14 protein-coding genes and 1 pseudogene are annotated in these 15,380 nt (G+C 66.7%); 5 read left to right on the top strand and 10 right to left on the bottom strand.

Annotated features, from left to right (window positions below; all coding sequences use genetic code 11):
* Window positions 1–3: 3 nt before the first annotated feature.
* Complete coding sequence (locus EYZ64_RS10890; protein ID WP_210115641.1) at window positions 4–366, bottom strand: PAS domain S-box protein; 363 nt, start codon at window positions 364–366, stop codon at window positions 4–6.
* A 200-nt stretch (window positions 367–566) separates the two neighbouring features.
* Here EYZ64_RS10890 and EYZ64_RS10885 point away from each other — a divergent pair, with 200 nt between their 5' ends.
* Both EYZ64_RS10885 and EYZ64_RS10880 read left to right on the top strand, forming a co-directional pair.
* Entirely contained in the window at window positions 567–1,799 is a 1,233-nt protein-coding gene (locus tag EYZ64_RS10885; RefSeq protein WP_135453449.1) for an acyl-CoA dehydrogenase family protein, read from the top strand.
* The gene (locus EYZ64_RS10880) at window positions 1,800–2,942 is read left to right on the top strand and encodes an acyl-CoA dehydrogenase family protein (protein WP_135453448.1); all 1,143 of its coding nucleotides are present in this window, start codon (window positions 1,800–1,802) and stop codon (window positions 2,940–2,942) included. It abuts the gene before it with no gap.
* Window positions 2,943–3,041: 99 nt separating this feature from the next.
* Here EYZ64_RS10880 and EYZ64_RS10875 read toward each other — a convergent pair whose 3' ends face one another.
* The 4 genes from EYZ64_RS10875 to EYZ64_RS10860 are packed head-to-tail and all read right to left on the bottom strand — an operon-like array spanning window position 3,042 to window position 7,544.
* Window positions 3,042–4,073: an amidohydrolase family protein gene (locus tag EYZ64_RS10875; protein WP_135453447.1), complete on the bottom strand. Its 1,032-nt coding sequence runs from the start codon at window positions 4,071–4,073 to the stop codon at window positions 3,042–3,044.
* A gap of 12 nt (window positions 4,074–4,085) precedes the next feature.
* Window positions 4,086–5,087: a VOC family protein gene (locus tag EYZ64_RS10870; protein WP_135453446.1), complete on the bottom strand. Its 1,002-nt coding sequence runs from the start codon at window positions 5,085–5,087 to the stop codon at window positions 4,086–4,088.
* Window positions 5,080–5,955: an alpha/beta fold hydrolase gene (locus tag EYZ64_RS10865; protein WP_135453445.1), complete on the bottom strand. Its 876-nt coding sequence runs from the start codon at window positions 5,953–5,955 to the stop codon at window positions 5,080–5,082. Before EYZ64_RS10865 ends, EYZ64_RS10870 begins: the two co-directional genes overlap by 8 nt.
* A complete protein-coding gene (locus EYZ64_RS10860) occupies window positions 5,952–7,544 on the bottom strand; it encodes a bifunctional 3-(3-hydroxy-phenyl)propionate/3-hydroxycinnamic acid hydroxylase (RefSeq protein WP_135453444.1) in 1,593 nt (530 codons plus the stop codon). The genes EYZ64_RS10865 and EYZ64_RS10860 overlap by 4 nt, the downstream gene beginning before the upstream one ends.
* An 82-nt stretch (window positions 7,545–7,626) precedes the next feature.
* On the opposite strand from EYZ64_RS10860, the gene EYZ64_RS10850 reads away from it, so the two are divergent.
* Window positions 7,627–8,259 (top strand): TetR/AcrR family transcriptional regulator, encoded by a 633-nt coding sequence (locus EYZ64_RS10850; protein ID WP_135453443.1) that lies wholly within the window; start codon window positions 7,627–7,629, stop codon window positions 8,257–8,259.
* Between the two features lie 27 nt (window positions 8,260–8,286).
* Window positions 8,287–9,264 carry a DMT family transporter gene (locus EYZ64_RS10845; protein WP_167857780.1) on the top strand — a complete coding sequence of 326 codons (978 nt, stop codon included), beginning with the start codon at window positions 8,287–8,289 and terminating at the stop codon, window positions 9,262–9,264.
* Window positions 9,265–9,326: 62 nt separating this feature from the next.
* On the opposite strand, the pseudogene EYZ64_RS32755 reads toward EYZ64_RS10845, so the two are convergent.
* A pseudogene (locus tag EYZ64_RS32755) lies at window positions 9,327–9,503 on the bottom strand (4Fe-4S dicluster domain-containing protein); the annotation flags it as partial.
* A gap of 183 nt (window positions 9,504–9,686) precedes the next feature.
* Here EYZ64_RS32755 and EYZ64_RS10835 point away from each other — a divergent pair.
* On the top strand, window positions 9,687–10,265 hold the full coding sequence (locus EYZ64_RS10835) for a TetR family transcriptional regulator (protein WP_286174754.1): 579 nt from the start codon (window positions 9,687–9,689) through the stop codon (window positions 10,263–10,265).
* An 18-nt stretch (window positions 10,266–10,283) separates the two neighbouring features.
* Here EYZ64_RS10835 and atzF read toward each other — a convergent pair whose 3' ends face one another.
* Genes atzF through EYZ64_RS10815 form a run of 4 tightly spaced genes read right to left on the bottom strand, consistent with a single transcriptional unit; the run spans window position 10,284 to window position 15,377 of the window.
* On the bottom strand, window positions 10,284–11,945 hold the full coding sequence (atzF, locus tag EYZ64_RS10830) for an allophanate hydrolase (protein WP_135453442.1): 1,662 nt from the start codon (window positions 11,943–11,945) through the stop codon (window positions 10,284–10,286).
* The gene (locus EYZ64_RS10825; protein WP_135453441.1) at window positions 11,942–13,936 is read right to left on the bottom strand and encodes a 5-oxoprolinase/urea amidolyase family protein; all 1,995 of its coding nucleotides are present in this window, start codon (window positions 13,934–13,936) and stop codon (window positions 11,942–11,944) included. Before EYZ64_RS10825 ends, atzF begins: the two co-directional genes overlap by 4 nt.
* Window positions 13,933–14,553 carry an urea amidolyase associated protein UAAP2 gene (locus tag EYZ64_RS10820; protein WP_135453440.1) on the bottom strand — a complete coding sequence of 207 codons (621 nt, stop codon included), beginning with the start codon at window positions 14,551–14,553 and terminating at the stop codon, window positions 13,933–13,935. The genes EYZ64_RS10825 and EYZ64_RS10820 overlap by 4 nt, the downstream gene beginning before the upstream one ends.
* The gene (locus EYZ64_RS10815; RefSeq protein WP_135453439.1) at window positions 14,550–15,377 is read right to left on the bottom strand and encodes an urea amidolyase associated protein UAAP1; all 828 of its coding nucleotides are present in this window, start codon (window positions 15,375–15,377) and stop codon (window positions 14,550–14,552) included. Before EYZ64_RS10815 ends, EYZ64_RS10820 begins: the two co-directional genes overlap by 4 nt.
* Between the last annotated feature and the right edge of the window lie 3 nt (window positions 15,378–15,380).

Here is a 15,380-nt window from a genome sequence, read left to right as displayed (position 1 = left end):
GTCCTACAGCTCTTCGGCCCACAACCGCTCGGTGAGGTCCTGGAACGTCGCGAGCGCCACCGGGTCGTCGCCGCGCAGCAGCGCCGACTTGCTCATCCGCGCCCGCACGATCGAACCGTCACGGTGGACGAGGTCGACCAGCAGGCCGGCGTGGGCCCGCATCACCGAGACCGCCGACTCGTCGGCCGGCAGCGAGTGGAACACCTCAGCAAACTGCATGCTCTTGACCGCATCGGTGTCGCGGCCGACCATCTCGCCGAAAGCAGTGTTGGCGAACAGGATCGTTCCGTCTTCGGCGATTGCCAACACCGGCACCGGGAACCGCTCCAGCACCACGAGCGCAGGAATGTTCTGCAGCAGTGCCATCGGAGATTCGGGGTCCTGACCGCTCTGGCGACGCTCCACGCATCGATTATCGCCCGCGGCCCCCTGCAGGTGCCACCACCGCCCAGCAACGTGCGGCGATGACGCATCCCTGCCGGACCGAGCCGCGGGGCCGGGGTGGCCTGCGCCACTTGACTAACTAGGTTTACTCTGTGGAGCGACACCAGCAGACAGGGGCAGGCATGGACCTGAAGTGGTCGACGAGCGACCAGGAATTCCGCGACGAGGTTCGCGACTTTCTCGCCGAGAATCTGACTCCCGAACTCCGGCAGGCCGGTCAGCTGATGACCAGCGTGTATGCCGATCACGACGCCAGCATGGCCTGGCAGAAGGTCCTCCACGAGCGTGGCTGGGCGGCCCCGGCCTGGCCGGTGGAACGCGGCGGCTGCGACTGGAGCCTCACCCAGCACTACATCTTCAGCCGCGAATCGACGCTGGCCGGCGCCCCGTCGCTATCACCCATGGGCATCCGCATGGTGGCCCACGCCATCATCAGATTCGGCACACAGGCGCAGAAGGACTACTTCCTTCCCGGCATCCTCACCGGCGAGGTGTTCTTCTGCCAGGGCTACTCCGAACCCGAGGCCGGCTCGGACCTGGCCGCGCTGTCGATGGCAGCGGTGTCCGATGGGGACGACCTGGTGTGCACCGGCAGCAAGATCTGGACCACCCACGCCCAGGAAGCCAACTGGATGTTCGCGCTGGTGCGGACCACGCGTGGGCCCAAGAAGCAGCAGGGCATCACGTTCGTGCTGATCGACATGACCTCCCCCGGCATCGAAATCCGCCCGCTGGTCATGACTTCCGGCGAAGAGGTTCAGAATCAGGTCTTCTTCGACGAAGTCCGGGTACCGAAGTCCAACGTGATCGGCACGATCGACGACGGCTGGACGGTGGCCAAATATCTGCTGGAATTCGAGCGCGGCGGCGGCGCCAACGCGCCGGCCCTGCAGGTACTCGGCGAAGAGATTGCCACGGCGGCAACCGAACAGCCCGGACCGGCCGGCGGCCGGCTGATCGATGACCCGGCCTTCAGCCGCAGGCTCGCCGACGCCCGGATCCGCACCGATGTGCTGGAAATCCTGGAGTACCAGGTACTGGCCGCGGTTGCCGAGGGCGGCCATCCGGGCACGGCGTCGTCGATGCTGAAGATCCTGAGCACCGAACTCAGCCAGACCCTGACCGAACTGTCCATGGAGGCCGCGGGTCCGCTCGCCCGCGCCTACCAACCGCACGCCACGTTCCCGGGCGGCCCGGTGGCCGAATACGAACCGCCCGCCGACGGCTATCACAGCGGAGCGCCCTGGCAGGCGGTCGCCCCGCTGCGCTACTTCAACGACCGGGCCGGTTCGATCTACGCCGGTAGCAACGAAATTCAGCGAAACATCCTCGCCAAGGCAGAACTGGGGCTCTAGATGGACTTCAACCTGACCAACGAACAGGAACTGCTGCGCGACGGGCTGACCAAGTTCCTGGCCAGTCGCTACGACCTGGCGTCGAGCCGTGCCGCGGCCAAGACCGGTCCCGGCTGGCAGCCCGAGATCTGGCGCGGCTTCGCCGACGAACTGGGAATCCTGGGCGCCACCCTGCCCGAGGAGGCCGGTGGCATCGGTGGTGGCCCGGTCGAAACCATGGTCATCGCTGAGGCTTTGGGCCGCGCCCTGGTGATCGAGCCGTTCGTGGACACCGTGGTGGTTGCCGGTGGCCTGCTGCACCGGTCCGGTGACGCGGCCGCCGCAGCCCTGCTGGAGAACATCGTGGCGGGTTCGGCGATCGTCGCACTTGCGGCCACCGAGCCGACCTCCGGGGACAACTGGCGCGACGTGTCCACCAGCGCGCGCCGTGATGGCGACGAGTGGGTGCTCGACGGCGCCAAGGTGATGGTCGTCGACGCACCGCTGGCCACCCATCTGCTGGTGACCGCGCGTACCTCGGGGGAACGCGCCGATACCGACGGGATCTCCCTGTTCCTAGTCGACATCGCCTCGTTGACATCGGGATTCACCGCGCACCCGTATCGCACGGTGGACGACCGCAGGGCGTCGGACCTGACGTTCTCCGATGTGCGGTTGCCTGCCGGGGCGTTGTTGGGGACCGAGGGTCAGGCCTGGCCGTCGCTGAACCTGGCCCGGGACGAGGGAGCGGCGGCGGTGTGCGCCGAGGCGGTGGGCGGAATGCGCAAGGTACTGGCCGATACGGTCGAGTACTGCAAACAACGCCAGCAGTTCGGCCTGCCCATCGGTAGCTTCCAGGCGCTGCAGCACCGGATGGTGGATATGCACATGGAAGTCGAACAGGCTTCGGCTGCGGTCTATCTCGCCGTACTGAACCTCGACGCCGCTCCCGCGCAACGGGCCAAGGCGGTATCGGCGGCCAAGGCCACCATCGGACGGGCGGCTCGCTTCGTCGGGCAGAACTCCGTGCAGTTACACGGCGGCATGGGCATGACCGAGGAACTGGCGATCGGTCACTACTTCAAACGGCTCACCGCAGTGCAGTACGAGTTCGGCTCAACCGATTACCACGTCACCCGCTACGCGGAGCTGACGCGGGCCTGAGGGACTGCACCAAGGGACCCGCCCGAACCGAAACTGAAGCCAGGGACAGAATCAGCGCCGATTTTGTCCCTGGCTTCAGTTTCGGTATTCCAGACGGGTTCATCTGGTGTTGATGAGGCGGGCGACTCCGCGCATCACCACCCGGGTGGCCTGGTGCCGCACCTGATCCAGCGGTGACGGCGCCGGGGCCGCCGGGGCGGTGCCGAGCCGTGGGAACAGCGCCAGCGCGTTATCGCGGTTGATCCCCTGACGGGCAGCGGCATCCAGTCCGTCGTAGGTGTGCAGGCCCGCGGCGAACAGTTGACTCGCGGGCAGTGTGGCGAACGGCCAATCGGAACCGAAGGTGATGTGGCCGGGTTTGGCGAACGCGAGCAGGGTGGGTAGCGCGGCGGCGCTCGACGACAGCGCGGTGTCGAAGTAGAAACTCGCGAAGTCGTCGAGGGTGTCGGCTGGACTGCGGCCGGTATCCGCCATGATGGCCACCGCCATGCGGTGCGAGGCGTACGGGACGAACCCGCCGGCGTGGCTGAGGATGAATTTGATGTTCGGGTACTTGCGCCGTATCCCGTTACGCACCAACAGGTAAGCCGCACGAGTGGTGTCGAGCAGAAAGTCTGCGGCGAACGGAACCACGCCGGGCACCGTCGGCCCGGGTAACTCGGCCGGGTGGATGAACACCACCGCGGACCGGGCGTCGAGCGCAGCCCACAACTCGTCCTGTCCCCCTTGCCCGAGATATGTCCCACCGTTGTTGGCCAGCAGGACGACTCCGTCGGCACCGAGGGTGTCGAGCGCGCGGATGGCCTCTGTTGTCGCGGCTTCGACGTGCGGCATCGGAAGCGTGGCGAAGAAACCGAACCGATCCGACTGCGAGGCGAACACCTCGGCTCCGTAATCGTTGACATCGATGGCCAGAGCCGTAGCGTCGGACGCATTCGGCAGAAAGGTGGTTCCCGGCGTCGACACCGACAGAATCGCGGTGGCGATATCGAGTTCTGCCATGGTCTGCAATGAGCCCTCCGGGCTCCAGTCCGGCATTGCCCGTCCACCGGCTTCGTCGATCCCCGCTTTCTGCAACGCCTTTCCGTAGGCGGGCGGAATCATGTGGTGATGGGTATCGATTCGGTTCATGATCGTCCTTCCCTAGCTGTCGGCGATGCCGGCACCGGCCAGCGCCGCGACGCTGTCCTCGGCCCGCAGCAGCGAGCGGGCGCCGGCCTTGAACTGGGCGAGCTTGTCGATGACCGTCTGTCCTTCCGGGGTGTGGCCCCAGATGCTGATGCCCTGGTGGGTGGTGGGCTCCCAGGTCATCTCGTCGACGACCAGCGGGTTCCACCCCACCTCCCATTCAAACCCCGACGGCGTCATCGCGTAATAGGACAGTTGCCGGTCGTTGGTGTGCTGCCCGACTCCCAATGCCATATCGAAGCCGAGTTCCTTGATCCGCTGGTAGGACGTGGTCATATCGTCGAGGTCGGCGACCTGGATGTTGAGGTGCTGGACACGGGTACGGATCGGGTTGACGGGCAGGCGGTGCACTGAGGCGATGGCCACCGAGTGGTGGCGCTGATTGACCCGCAGGAACCGGATCTTGATCTTGACGCCGCCGATCGTCTCGTCGATGAAATCGGACAGCCGGGCGTCGAACACAGTGTTGTAGTAGCCCCGCATCTGGTGCGGCTTCTTCGTGGCGATCGCGACATGCCCGATGCCGCAGTCACCGGTCACGAACCCACCGCGCACGGCCATCTGCAGTGGTACGGCGGCGGAATGGGCGCGGGTGAAGATCTCCTGCGTCAACCCGTTGGGGCCTGGGAACCGCACGAGCCGCTCCACCCCGCGCAGGGCGGCTTCTTCTAAGCTGCCTTCGGTGATCGGCACACCGTGACCCACGATGCGTCCGACGATGTCGTCGAACGTGGCATGGTCGTCGAGCTGCCATCCGAGCGCCGTGACGTCCTCGGCCGGTCCACGCCGCAGCAGGAAGCGACATTCGTGGTCGTCGAGTCGGAAGCGAAGGACATCCGACACCGCGTCGTCGACGTGCATGCCGACCCCGTCGCGGCCGAAACGCCGCCAATCGCCGAACTTCTCGGTCTCGATGACGACGTAGCCGAGGTGCACATTGCCAAATACGCTAGGCATGAGCGAGATTCGAGTTCTGTCGGAGGAACTCGGTAACAAGTTGATTGAACAACGCGGAGCGTTCCCACTGCATCCAGTGGCCGGTGTGCGAGGTCATCACGAGTTCAGCGTTCGGCATGGCGTTGAGCAGCATCGGGCCGCCGGCCGGCCGGTTCACCTTGTCGTCGCGACCCCACAGGATCAGGGTGGGCGTCTGCAGGTTCTGCAGCCGGCTGTCACGGGTGAGATCCATGCGCCACAGCGTGCGCAAGGCCTTCGGTCCCGACGGCCGGGTCAACGGCGGATCGGCGACCACCCCGGGATCGATGGATGCCCGGTACCGCAGGTCGATCAGATCATCGGGCACCGAACTTCCGTCGTAGACCAGGTAATTGCGGATAAAGGTAGCCAGCTTCTCGCGGCTCGGACCGTCGCCGGTGTAATAGGCCAGCAGGCTGTTGAGGCCCGCGGTCGGCAAGCCTCTGGTCGTCCCGATCCCGCCGGGGCCCATCAGAACCAGCTTTTCCACCCGGTGTGGGGTGTCCAGCGCCAACCGCAATGCTGCCGCGCCGCCGTATGAGTTGCCGATGAGATGCGCTGTCTCGATGCCCAGTTCGTCGAGCAGGCCGCGGATCACGTCGGCGAGGAACCCGAATGGATCGGCCTTGTCGATTCCCTTGGCCGAGCGCCCATAGCCGGGCATATCCGGCACGATGACCCGGAAATGTGCTGCGAGAGCGTCGATGTTGCGGCCGTAGTTGGACAGCCCGGCGGCCCCGGGACCGCCACCATGCAACATCACCACGGCAGGACCGGCGCCGGCCTCGGCATAGAAGATGGATCGGCCTGCGACCGTCACGGTGTGTTCGGCAAGTTCGGTCGTGGTCATGCGCGGACTCCAGTTCTGATCGGGGTAGCCGGCTTGTAGCCGGTTGGTGGTGCGGGTAGCCGCTGCCCGGGTTCGGCTGCGGTATAGACGAATCCGTCAGGCCGTAGCACCACGGCGGCGGCCTTCTTCCGTCGCAGCCAGGCGACGAGGTTGCCGTCGATGTCGCGGACCGCACCGGGTCTGGTGCCGCTCCGAGGACCGGCCAACGCGATCGCAGGCACGCCCATGTCGGTCCACGCCTGCGCGCCGGCCGGGGCCACGCCGGTGTGAAGCACCGCCCATCGCCCAGCCACGACGTCATCGAGGCGACGCGTCACGCCGGTGTCGTCGATGACCCACGGCTGCGGGAGCTGCCAACCCACTGCCCGATTGCCGGTCCGGACGAAGAGGCCCTCGTCGTATCGCGCATCCGGGATCCAATAGAGCTTCTGGCCGCCGCCCAGCACCCCGGGAAGCCTGGTCAGTGCCCGCAGGGTGTGGTTGCGGACGGCGGCGAGAACCCGGTTGCGCTCGGTGATCACGCGGCCGACCAGACAGGCGCGGCGGGTGACTTCGACGACGTGCGGTTTGCGTTCTGCCTCATAGGAATCCAGGAGCGCATCCGGGGCCTGGCCGACCAGCACCGCGGCGAGCTTCCAGCACAGGTTGGCCGCATCGCGCACACCGGCCGACATACCCTGGCCGATCCATGGCGGCATGGCGTGCGCAGCGTCGCCGGCCAGGAAGATGCGCCCCACCCGCCAGCGGTCGGCAACCCGGACATGATGGCTGTAGACCACGGCCCGAAGTATCTCGACATTTTCGCGAGTGATGCCCTGATCCTCCAGCACCTTCCAGATCTCGGGCTCGCTGACCAGTTTCTGCTCGTCCTCACCGGCCCGGGCCGGGTACTCCCAGCGGTGGTGCCCCAGCGGTGTCGGGCAATCGACGGTGGGACGGTCCGGATTGCAGTGGAATCGGAGCCGGTCGTGGGCATCCCATTCGGTGAGCACCTTGGTGTCGATGACAACCCATCGCTCGGCGTAAGTGTTACCCGAATACCCGATGCCCAGTTGCCCACGCGTCGGGGAGGATCCGCCGTCGGCGGCGATGACATAGGAAGCCCGCACTCGCTTGAACGTGTCGGTGCGAAGGTCGGCCAGCATCAGCTCGACGTGATCCGATTTGGCCAGCACCCGCAGACATTCGTGTTCGAGCAGCACCGCGACGGTGTCGAAGCGCTCCACGCCTTCGCGCAGGACATGGTCGACCGCGGGCTGGTAGATGAACTGCTGCGGCGGGTGGCCTGATCCTCGCGCGACGATCGTCGTCTCGATGAAGGGCACGCCCTCGGCGTCGACGAATGCCGCGGGCCGGTCGGGCAGCATGTCCTGCTGCAACCTATCCGCGAGTCCGACCGACTGCCAGATGCGCAGCACCTCTTCGTCGGTACTGATCGCCCGGGCCCTGCCGTACACATCTGGATCACGCTCTACGACAAGCACTTTCAACCCTTGCGCACCCAGCAGGTTCGCCGCAGTAGCCCCGGTGGGCCCATAGCCGATCACCGCTACGTCATAGAGGTCTGCAGTCACAGTGGCATCTCTCATCGTCGAGAACTTGTTTCCGTAGTGATCGCTACGGTAATGTAGCGATCACTACAGCGTCAAGAAGGAAATGACGGGAGTCCACATGCCCGCTGGCGAGCAGCCCAAGCCACGCCGTCGCCGCCTCGATGGCGAGCAGTCGCGGGAACGGATCCTCGACGCCGCCACTGAAATCGCCGCCGAGCGCGGATATGAAGGCACCAGCATCGCGCTGGTGAGCAAGAAGTGCGGCTTGCCGGCCAGCTCGATCTACTGGCATTTCAAGGACAAGGACGATCTGATCGCGGCAGTGATCGAGCGCAGTTTCGGAACCTGGCTGGCGGCCTGGCAGGTGCCTGACGACGGCAGCACCGAAGATCGCGCCGTAGGCCTCGGCGCACACGTAGCCAAAGCGCTGGTGGACTCACCCGACTTCATCCGGCTGGGTCTGATGCTCGCGCTGGAACGGCGCCCCGTCGAGCCCCGGGCCCGGGCAATGTTCCTGCAGGCGCGCGCGCAGGCACTGAGCCAGTTGTCCGAGACGATCCGGAGCTGGACACCCGAACTCAGCGACGCCGACGTCTCCCACCTGGCGACCTATGCGATCGCCGGCGCCGACGGGCTGTTCATCGCCAGGGAGATCGGTGGCGATTCAGTGGATCTGATCGCGCTTTTCGAGCTGCACGCGCTGAATTTGATCGACGCGGCCCGCCGGCTGGTCGACAAGGCCGGCCGCTAGCTCCTCAGCATCCGTAATCTGGATCGGGTGAGTGTGCGGGGCTGGCTGCTGCTGGGCGCGATGAGCATCATCTGGGGCATCCCGTACCTGCTGATCAAAATCGCCGTCGACGGCGTCTCGGTACCCGTGCTGGTCCTGGCCCGCACGGCCGTCGGCGCAGCCGTGTTGTTGCCACTCGTGATGTCTCGCGCCGCGTGGGCGCCGGTGTTGCGGCATTGGCGGCCCGTGCTGGCGTTCGCGTTCTTCGAGATCATCGCGGCGTGGTTCCTGCTCTCGGATGCCGAACGCCACCTGAGCAGCTCGTTGACGGGCCTGCTGATCGCCACCGCACCGATCATCGCCGCGGTTCTCGACCGGCTGACCGGTGGAGAACGGTTGAGCGCCAAGCGAATCACCGGCCTTGGGATTGGCCTGGCCGGGGTGGCGGTGCTCGCCGGGCCGGGGCTCACCGGTGGGCACGGCTGGCCGATCGCCGAAGTGCTGCTGGTGGCAGCCTGTTACGCGATCGCGCCGCTGATCGCCGCGCGCTATCTGGGCGACGTACCCGCCCTTCCGCTGACGGCGGCGTGTCTGACGATCGCGGCGCTGATCTACACCACCCCGGCGCTGCTGACCTGGCCCGACCAGATGCCGTCGCGGCGTGTGCTCATCGCGCTGGCCGCACTCGCCGTGATCTGCACGGCACTGGCCTTCGTGGTGTTCTTCGCGCTGATCCGCGAGGTCGGTGGCGCGCGGGCACTGGTGTTCACCTACGTCAACCCCGCAGTAGCGCTGGCCGCCGGGGTCATCGTGCTGGGTGAGCCGTTGACCGTCTACAACGTGGCGGGGCTCGCGCTGATCCTCGCCGGATCGATCTTGGCCACCCGCACTCCGCGCGATCCCGATCCGCAGATCGAGGCCGAGGTCAGCCCGACTATGGCCACCCGGAGTGATCCCGACTCGACCCGCGCGCGGGACACCGGCGCAGGTGCGGTCACCGGCTCGAGCGGATGGCGCTCGAAATAGGCGGCATTGAGGTCCTTGAACCGTTTCAGTTCGCCGGGCAGGTCCTCTTCGTAGTGGATCGCGCCGACCGGGCACTCCTCGAAGCACGCTCCGCAGTCGATGCACGATTCCGGATCGATGTAGAGCATCTCGGCCGACGCGGAATCCAGCCCGCTCTCGGCCGGACGGATGCAGTCCACCGGACACACCGGCACGCAGCTGGCGTCCTTGCAGCAGTTCTGCGTGATCACGTAAGCCATCGGACCTCCCCTGTCAGATCTGGGCAGATCATACTGGACACCTGTCTGATTTTGCCAGACGCAGGTGGCACCACTACAGCTCGGGGTGGCCGAGCTGGACAAAAATCACAGCCGAAAATGCGCTGATACAAGCAATTTCACTGAACAATTGCCAATCGTGCCGCGGATCTATATCTTGGACACATGTCCAGGCCAGCGGTGGCTACGGTCACTCGCCTACACGACGCACAGTGTCAGCGCATCAGCACGCAACGCCGTGTCTTCGGTGCGGCGACGCAACTTCTCGATGCAGACAACGACGTCTCGGTGCCGGCGCTGGCAGCTCGCGCGAAGATGGCGCCCGCGGCGCTCTACGCACATTTCCCATCCATCGAGGTGGTGTTCGCCGAGCTGTACCTCGACCGGGTGATTCAGCTGCCGCTCGACATCGATCCCGCGACCAGCACCACCGACCGCGTCACCCAGCAGCTCACCGCACTCACGCTGTTGATGGCCGATGAGCCCCGTTTGGCACGCGCCTGCACCCAGGCACTGATGAGCACCGACGACGAGATGGTCGACGATGTACGTGGGCGGATCGCGGTTGAGATCACGCGCCGAATCTCGACCGCCTTGGGCGGCGGAGCGTGGCCCGAGGTACTCGCCACCTTGGAATCAGTGTTCTGGGGCGCACTGCTGCAGGCACAATCGGGCGCGATGAGTTACCGGCAGATGGCCCGCCAGCTCGAGACCATGGTCTCGCTGATCGTGCCCGGGGGCTGACACGCCACTCGTGCCGGCTCACGCCATCGCGGCCAACCAGCCCCGGTACTCGGTGATGTCGCGGCCTTGCGCGGGAGCGATGTGGTCACAGCCGAATCCGGTGATCCAGCGGCCGTCATCGAGTTCCACCTTCCCGAGCAACATCGGCGCGGGTAACTCGGCCAGGAACTCCCCCAGTGCGGCCGGGGACAACAGCCACCGCTCACCCACGATCGGTGCCCCGCCTTCGTCTACGCGGGTCAGACCCGGCTTGGGTGGAACGGTGTCGAGCGCATAGAGGCGGTAGTGCGGCGCGGTGGTGATCGGACCCGCCCAGCGCGCGCCCCGCCCGGTGAGCTGATGTTCCAGCGGCTGCCCGCGCAGATGCGCACCGAACACCGCGAGTTCGGTCAACGGCGCGCCGCCCGACTCCGGCCAGGTCTCGGCCGACGGAACGTCGAGGAACCGAGCTGCCAGATCGGCGATGACGCCATCGTGGAATCCTGGTGCCAGCAGGGTGATTCCGAACTGCGCACCGTCGGGCACCACCCCCGCGGGAATCGCGATGGCGCACATGTCGAACAGGTTGCAGAAGTTGGTGTACCGGCCCATCCGGGAGTTCACCGCGACCGGGTCGGCCGCGACGTCGTCGATGCGGGGATGCTCGGGAGCCGTCGGGACCATGAGCGCATGACAACCAGCGAGCTGGGCCAGCGCTTTGGCTCTGAGCTCCTCGACCCGCCGCCGGTCCCGCAGCAAGTCCGCCGCCGAATGCGCTCCAGCAGCGGTGACGATGGCCGACACCGTCGGGTCCAGCCCGGTATCGGGACCGGCTGCGCCGACGAACTCCCCTACCGCATCCCACCTTTCAGCGACAAGTGCGCCGCTGTAAAGAAGGTTGGCGGCGGCGAAGAAATCGTCCATCGGGATCGGGACCGTGTCGAATCCGGCGTCGTTCGCCTGGCGTACGGCAGCGCCGAACGCGGCCTGCCAGTCATCATCGAGTCCGGCCAACGTGTCCGGTATCGCGATTCTGGGAATCACCGGCGCGGCGAAAGGAACGTCGGCCGGCCACTGCCGTTGCGGCGCACCGGCACTCATCACGGCCATCGCCGACTGGGCAGTAAACAGGTCAGCGGCGAAGATCGTCACACAGTCATAGCTCGCGCAAGCCGGGACCACACCCTCGGTGGAGACCAGGCCGACCGTGGCTTTGATTCCGACGATGCCCTGCAGTCCGGCCGGAACGCGACCTGACCCTGCCGTGTCGGTGCCGATGGCGATGTCGGCGAAGCCGAGCGCGACGGCCACCGCCGACCCCGAACTCGACCCGCCGGAGATGTAGTCCGGTCGGCGGGAATCCCGCACGGCGCCATAGGGACTGCGTGTCCCCACCAATCCGGTGGCGAACTGGTCGAGGTTGGTCTTCCCGATGACGACAGCACCGGCGGCCTTGAGAGCGGTCACCGCCGGTGCGTCGGCATCGGGAATATAACGGAAATCCGGGCACGCCGCAGTGGTCGGTATCCCGGCCACGTCGACGTTGTCCTTGACGGCGAGCAGCAACCCGGCCAGTGGGCCGTCACCGGCAAGCGCGGCGCGGTGTTCGTACTCCACCTCGGCTTGCGGGCGCAGGTGGATGAACACCTCGTCGCGTCCGCTCTCGGCGATGGCGCGGTAGATCTCGGCAATGCGGGTCACGCAGACTCCTTTCGTGCGAATTCTCCTGCCGCCGCCCAACGCTCGCGCTCCTCACCCCGGGCGGCTTCCATCGTCGCGCGGGTCGCCGCGATGTCCCCGGCATTGGCGGCCAGGAACCGCTCATGCTCGGCCAGTGAGAACGTTCCGTCGGTGATCTCGACCTGGCCGCGTCCGGCGGCCATGTCGGCACGCAGGTCCAGTAGCTCCTCGGCGGACACCGGATACCACTGGATGCGGTCGAAAAACCGTAACAGCCAGGGGTGTTCGGGTTCGAAGCCCTGGGCCACCAGTGGGTGCCGGTGGTTCCAGATCTGGGTGGTGCGGCCGACGAACTGGTATCCGCCCGGCCCCTCCATCCCGTAGATGCACAGGTATGCCCCACCGATACCGACCGCGTTCTCCGGGGTCCAGGTCCGCGCCGGGTTGTACTTGGTCGTCACCAGACGGTGACGCGGATCCAGCGGGGTGGCGACCGGCGCACCCAGGTAGACATCGCCGAGACCGAGCACCAGATACTCGGCGTCATAGACGATTCGGTGCACATCGTCGACCGAGGCCAGGCCGTTCATCCGGCGGATGAACTCGATGTTCCACGGGCACCACGGCGCGTCGGCGCGCACGCCGTGCATGTAGCGTTCGATCGCTTCCCGGGTCGACGGGTCGTCCCAGCTCAGCGGCAACCGCACGGTGCGACTGGGCACCACGAGATCCTGCGCGGCGGGCAACGACGCTTCGAGCTCGGTGAGCAGCGGCACCAGCTTGGCCTGCGGGAGCCGGGCCGGGTCCACCTTGACCTGCAGCGAACGGATCCCGGGTGTGAGGTCGATCAGTCCGTCCGGCCGGTGTTGTTCGAGCGCGTGGTGCAGTGCGTGGGCACGGGCCCGCAGCGCCAGGTCCAGTCGCATCTCGCCGTACTCGACCAGGACGTTGTCGTCCCCGATCCGGCGGTAGGTGACTGCCGTCGTGCCATCGGATGAGGTTGTGCCGACGATGATTCCGTCGTCCTCGTCACCGCCGGCGGAGAACACCGCGGGGATCGAGGCGCGCCGCGCAGGACCGACCGTGGCCGGCGCGGGTGCCGCGGACGCCCGGACCGGGACGAACCGGATGGTGGCGCCGGGGGCGAGTTGACCCAGTTTCCAGCGGTCGGCAGCGGTGACGGTGACGGGGCAGACGAAACCGCCGAGGCTCGGTCCGTCCGGGCCGAGCAGGATCGGGGTATCCCCGGTGAAGTCGAGCGATCCCACCGAATAGGCGTTGTCATGGATGTTCGACGGGTGCAATCCGGCTTCCCCACCGTCGGGGCGGGCCCATTCCGGTTTCGGCCCGATCAACCGGACGCCGGTGCGGTCGGAGTTGAAGTGCACCTCGTAGTCATGGTTGAGCAGTGTGTCGATGTCGTTGCGCGTGAAGAACTCCGGCGCGGAGTGCGGGCCGACGGTCACCGCGATGTACCAGTGGTTGCTGATGGCCGGCTGTTCCTCGAACAGGATGCGGCGCCGTGTTCCGGTCGGCACATCCAGGGTTTCCAGCTTGTCCCCCACGGCCAGCGCCCGGCCCTCGTGGCCGCCGAACCGGCCGAGAGTGAATGTCGATGCACTGCCCAGGTATTCATCGGACTGCAGCCCGCCCGCCAGCGCGATGTAGATCCGCAGGCCCGGGCCGTCGACCATTCCCACGTCCAGGGCCTGGCCGGCCTTGACCAGGACGGGCACCCACTGCGCGACCCGCGTTCCGTCGACGGTCACCGGCGCAGGTGCGCCGGTGACACATACCCAGGTGTCGGTGTCGAACCGCAACGCCGGCCCGCCCATCGTGGCCTCGAGACCGGGCGCGCCCTCCGGATTGCCCACCGCGATATTGGCCAGCCGGAAGGACACATCGTCCATGGGGCCCGACGGCGGCACCCCGATCTGCCAGTACCCGGTCCGACCCGGCCAATCCTGGACCGTGGTGGCCATGCCGGGCCGGATGACTTCCGTCGTGGTCACGGGCGCGTCACGATCATCCGCACGGCCGTCGGGTCGAATCCGTTGCACGGGTTGTTGATCTGCGGGCAGTTCGACACCAGCACCAAGGTGTCGATCTCGGCGCGCAGCGACACGGTCTTACCCGGAGCGGAGAGGCCGTCGACGATGCCCAGTGAGCCGTCGGGGTCCACCGGGACATTCATGAAGAAGTTGATGTTGCTGACGATGTCGGCCTTGGTCAGCCCCCACCGGGCACCCTCGCCGATGAAGTTCTCCACGCAGGCGTGCTGGTGTTTGGTGTGGTGCCCGTAGCGCAAGGTGTTCGATTCCTGCGAGCAGGCCCCGCCGAGGGTGTCGTGATAGCCGACCTCGTCATCGACGATGGTCAACATGGGCTCGCCGTCGCTGTCGCGCAGGACCGATCCGGTGGTCAGGAAGATGTTGCCCTGTGCCGCTATCGTGGCCGGAGCGCTGTAGCGCACGGTGTGGTCCTCGGCGCCGTAGAACAGGGTGTCCACGGCTTGGTTGCCGTACAGGTCGACGATGGTGAGTACATCCCCGGCGCACACGATCTTCGACCACGGGGCGCGCGGTGCGACGATTTCATCGACAAGGGTGTTGGCGGTGGTGATCGTCATCGGGCACTCCAAACGTCTTCGGAATTCAGGTAGGCGCGTTGATATTCGGGATCGCGGTCACCGACCGTGGCGCCGATCTCGGCCAGGTCACCGGACGCCGACCAAGCCAGCACCTCAAGCGGGCCGACGGTGAACTGCGGCGCCGGATCCAGTGGGTGAGCGGTATTGGCGATCGCCACGATCAACGGGAGATGGGTGACCAGTTCGACGGCGGTGCCGGCGCCGGCCGATCCGGTGGACACCAACGTGCCGTCGGCGTCCACTCGCACACCGTGGAAGAAGGACAGGCTCGGTGCCACGTCGCGACGGGTCAGGCCGTTCTTGAGGGCGGCTAGGGCGAGCAGTTCACGCCCGGCAGGGCTGGACGACTCCACCTCGCCCGCACCGTATTTGGCTGTATTGCCGGTCCGGGTGGTCGTGCCGCACAGGGCGTCGTGGTGCCCCGAGGTGTCCGACACCAGGGTCGCCAGCACCCGACCCTGGTCACTGAGCAGGGGGTGGTCTGCCGAAAGATAGGCCTGCCAGGGCACTTTCACTGTGTCGGCGACGTTGAGCCGCTCCCAGGGTGCGTCGGCCCGCCACAGCAGCAGGTGAGCGCACGCGGTGCCGTCCAGATCACGCAAACGCAGCCGGGTGCCGCGGGCCAGCACCTTGCTGGTGTAGCGGCCGCCGGGAACTGTTTCAGCCCACGTCAATTGCTCAGGTGCAACATTCTGCGGCGGCGTGGGCCACGCCGATGCCGGTACGACGGGCATCGAGTCGGTGAGGGTGCCGGCCTGGGCCCGGGCGTGGTCGCGGGCGCCTGTGGTTGTCGCGGTAGTCATCGG

The organism is Mycobacterium sp. DL99 (assembly GCF_004762045.1).
Taxonomy (GTDB): Bacteria; Actinomycetota; Actinomycetes; order Mycobacteriales; family Mycobacteriaceae; genus Mycobacterium.
The sequence above is the reverse complement of the archived record's forward strand: the minus strand, read 5'-3'. Positions and strand labels throughout refer to the sequence as shown.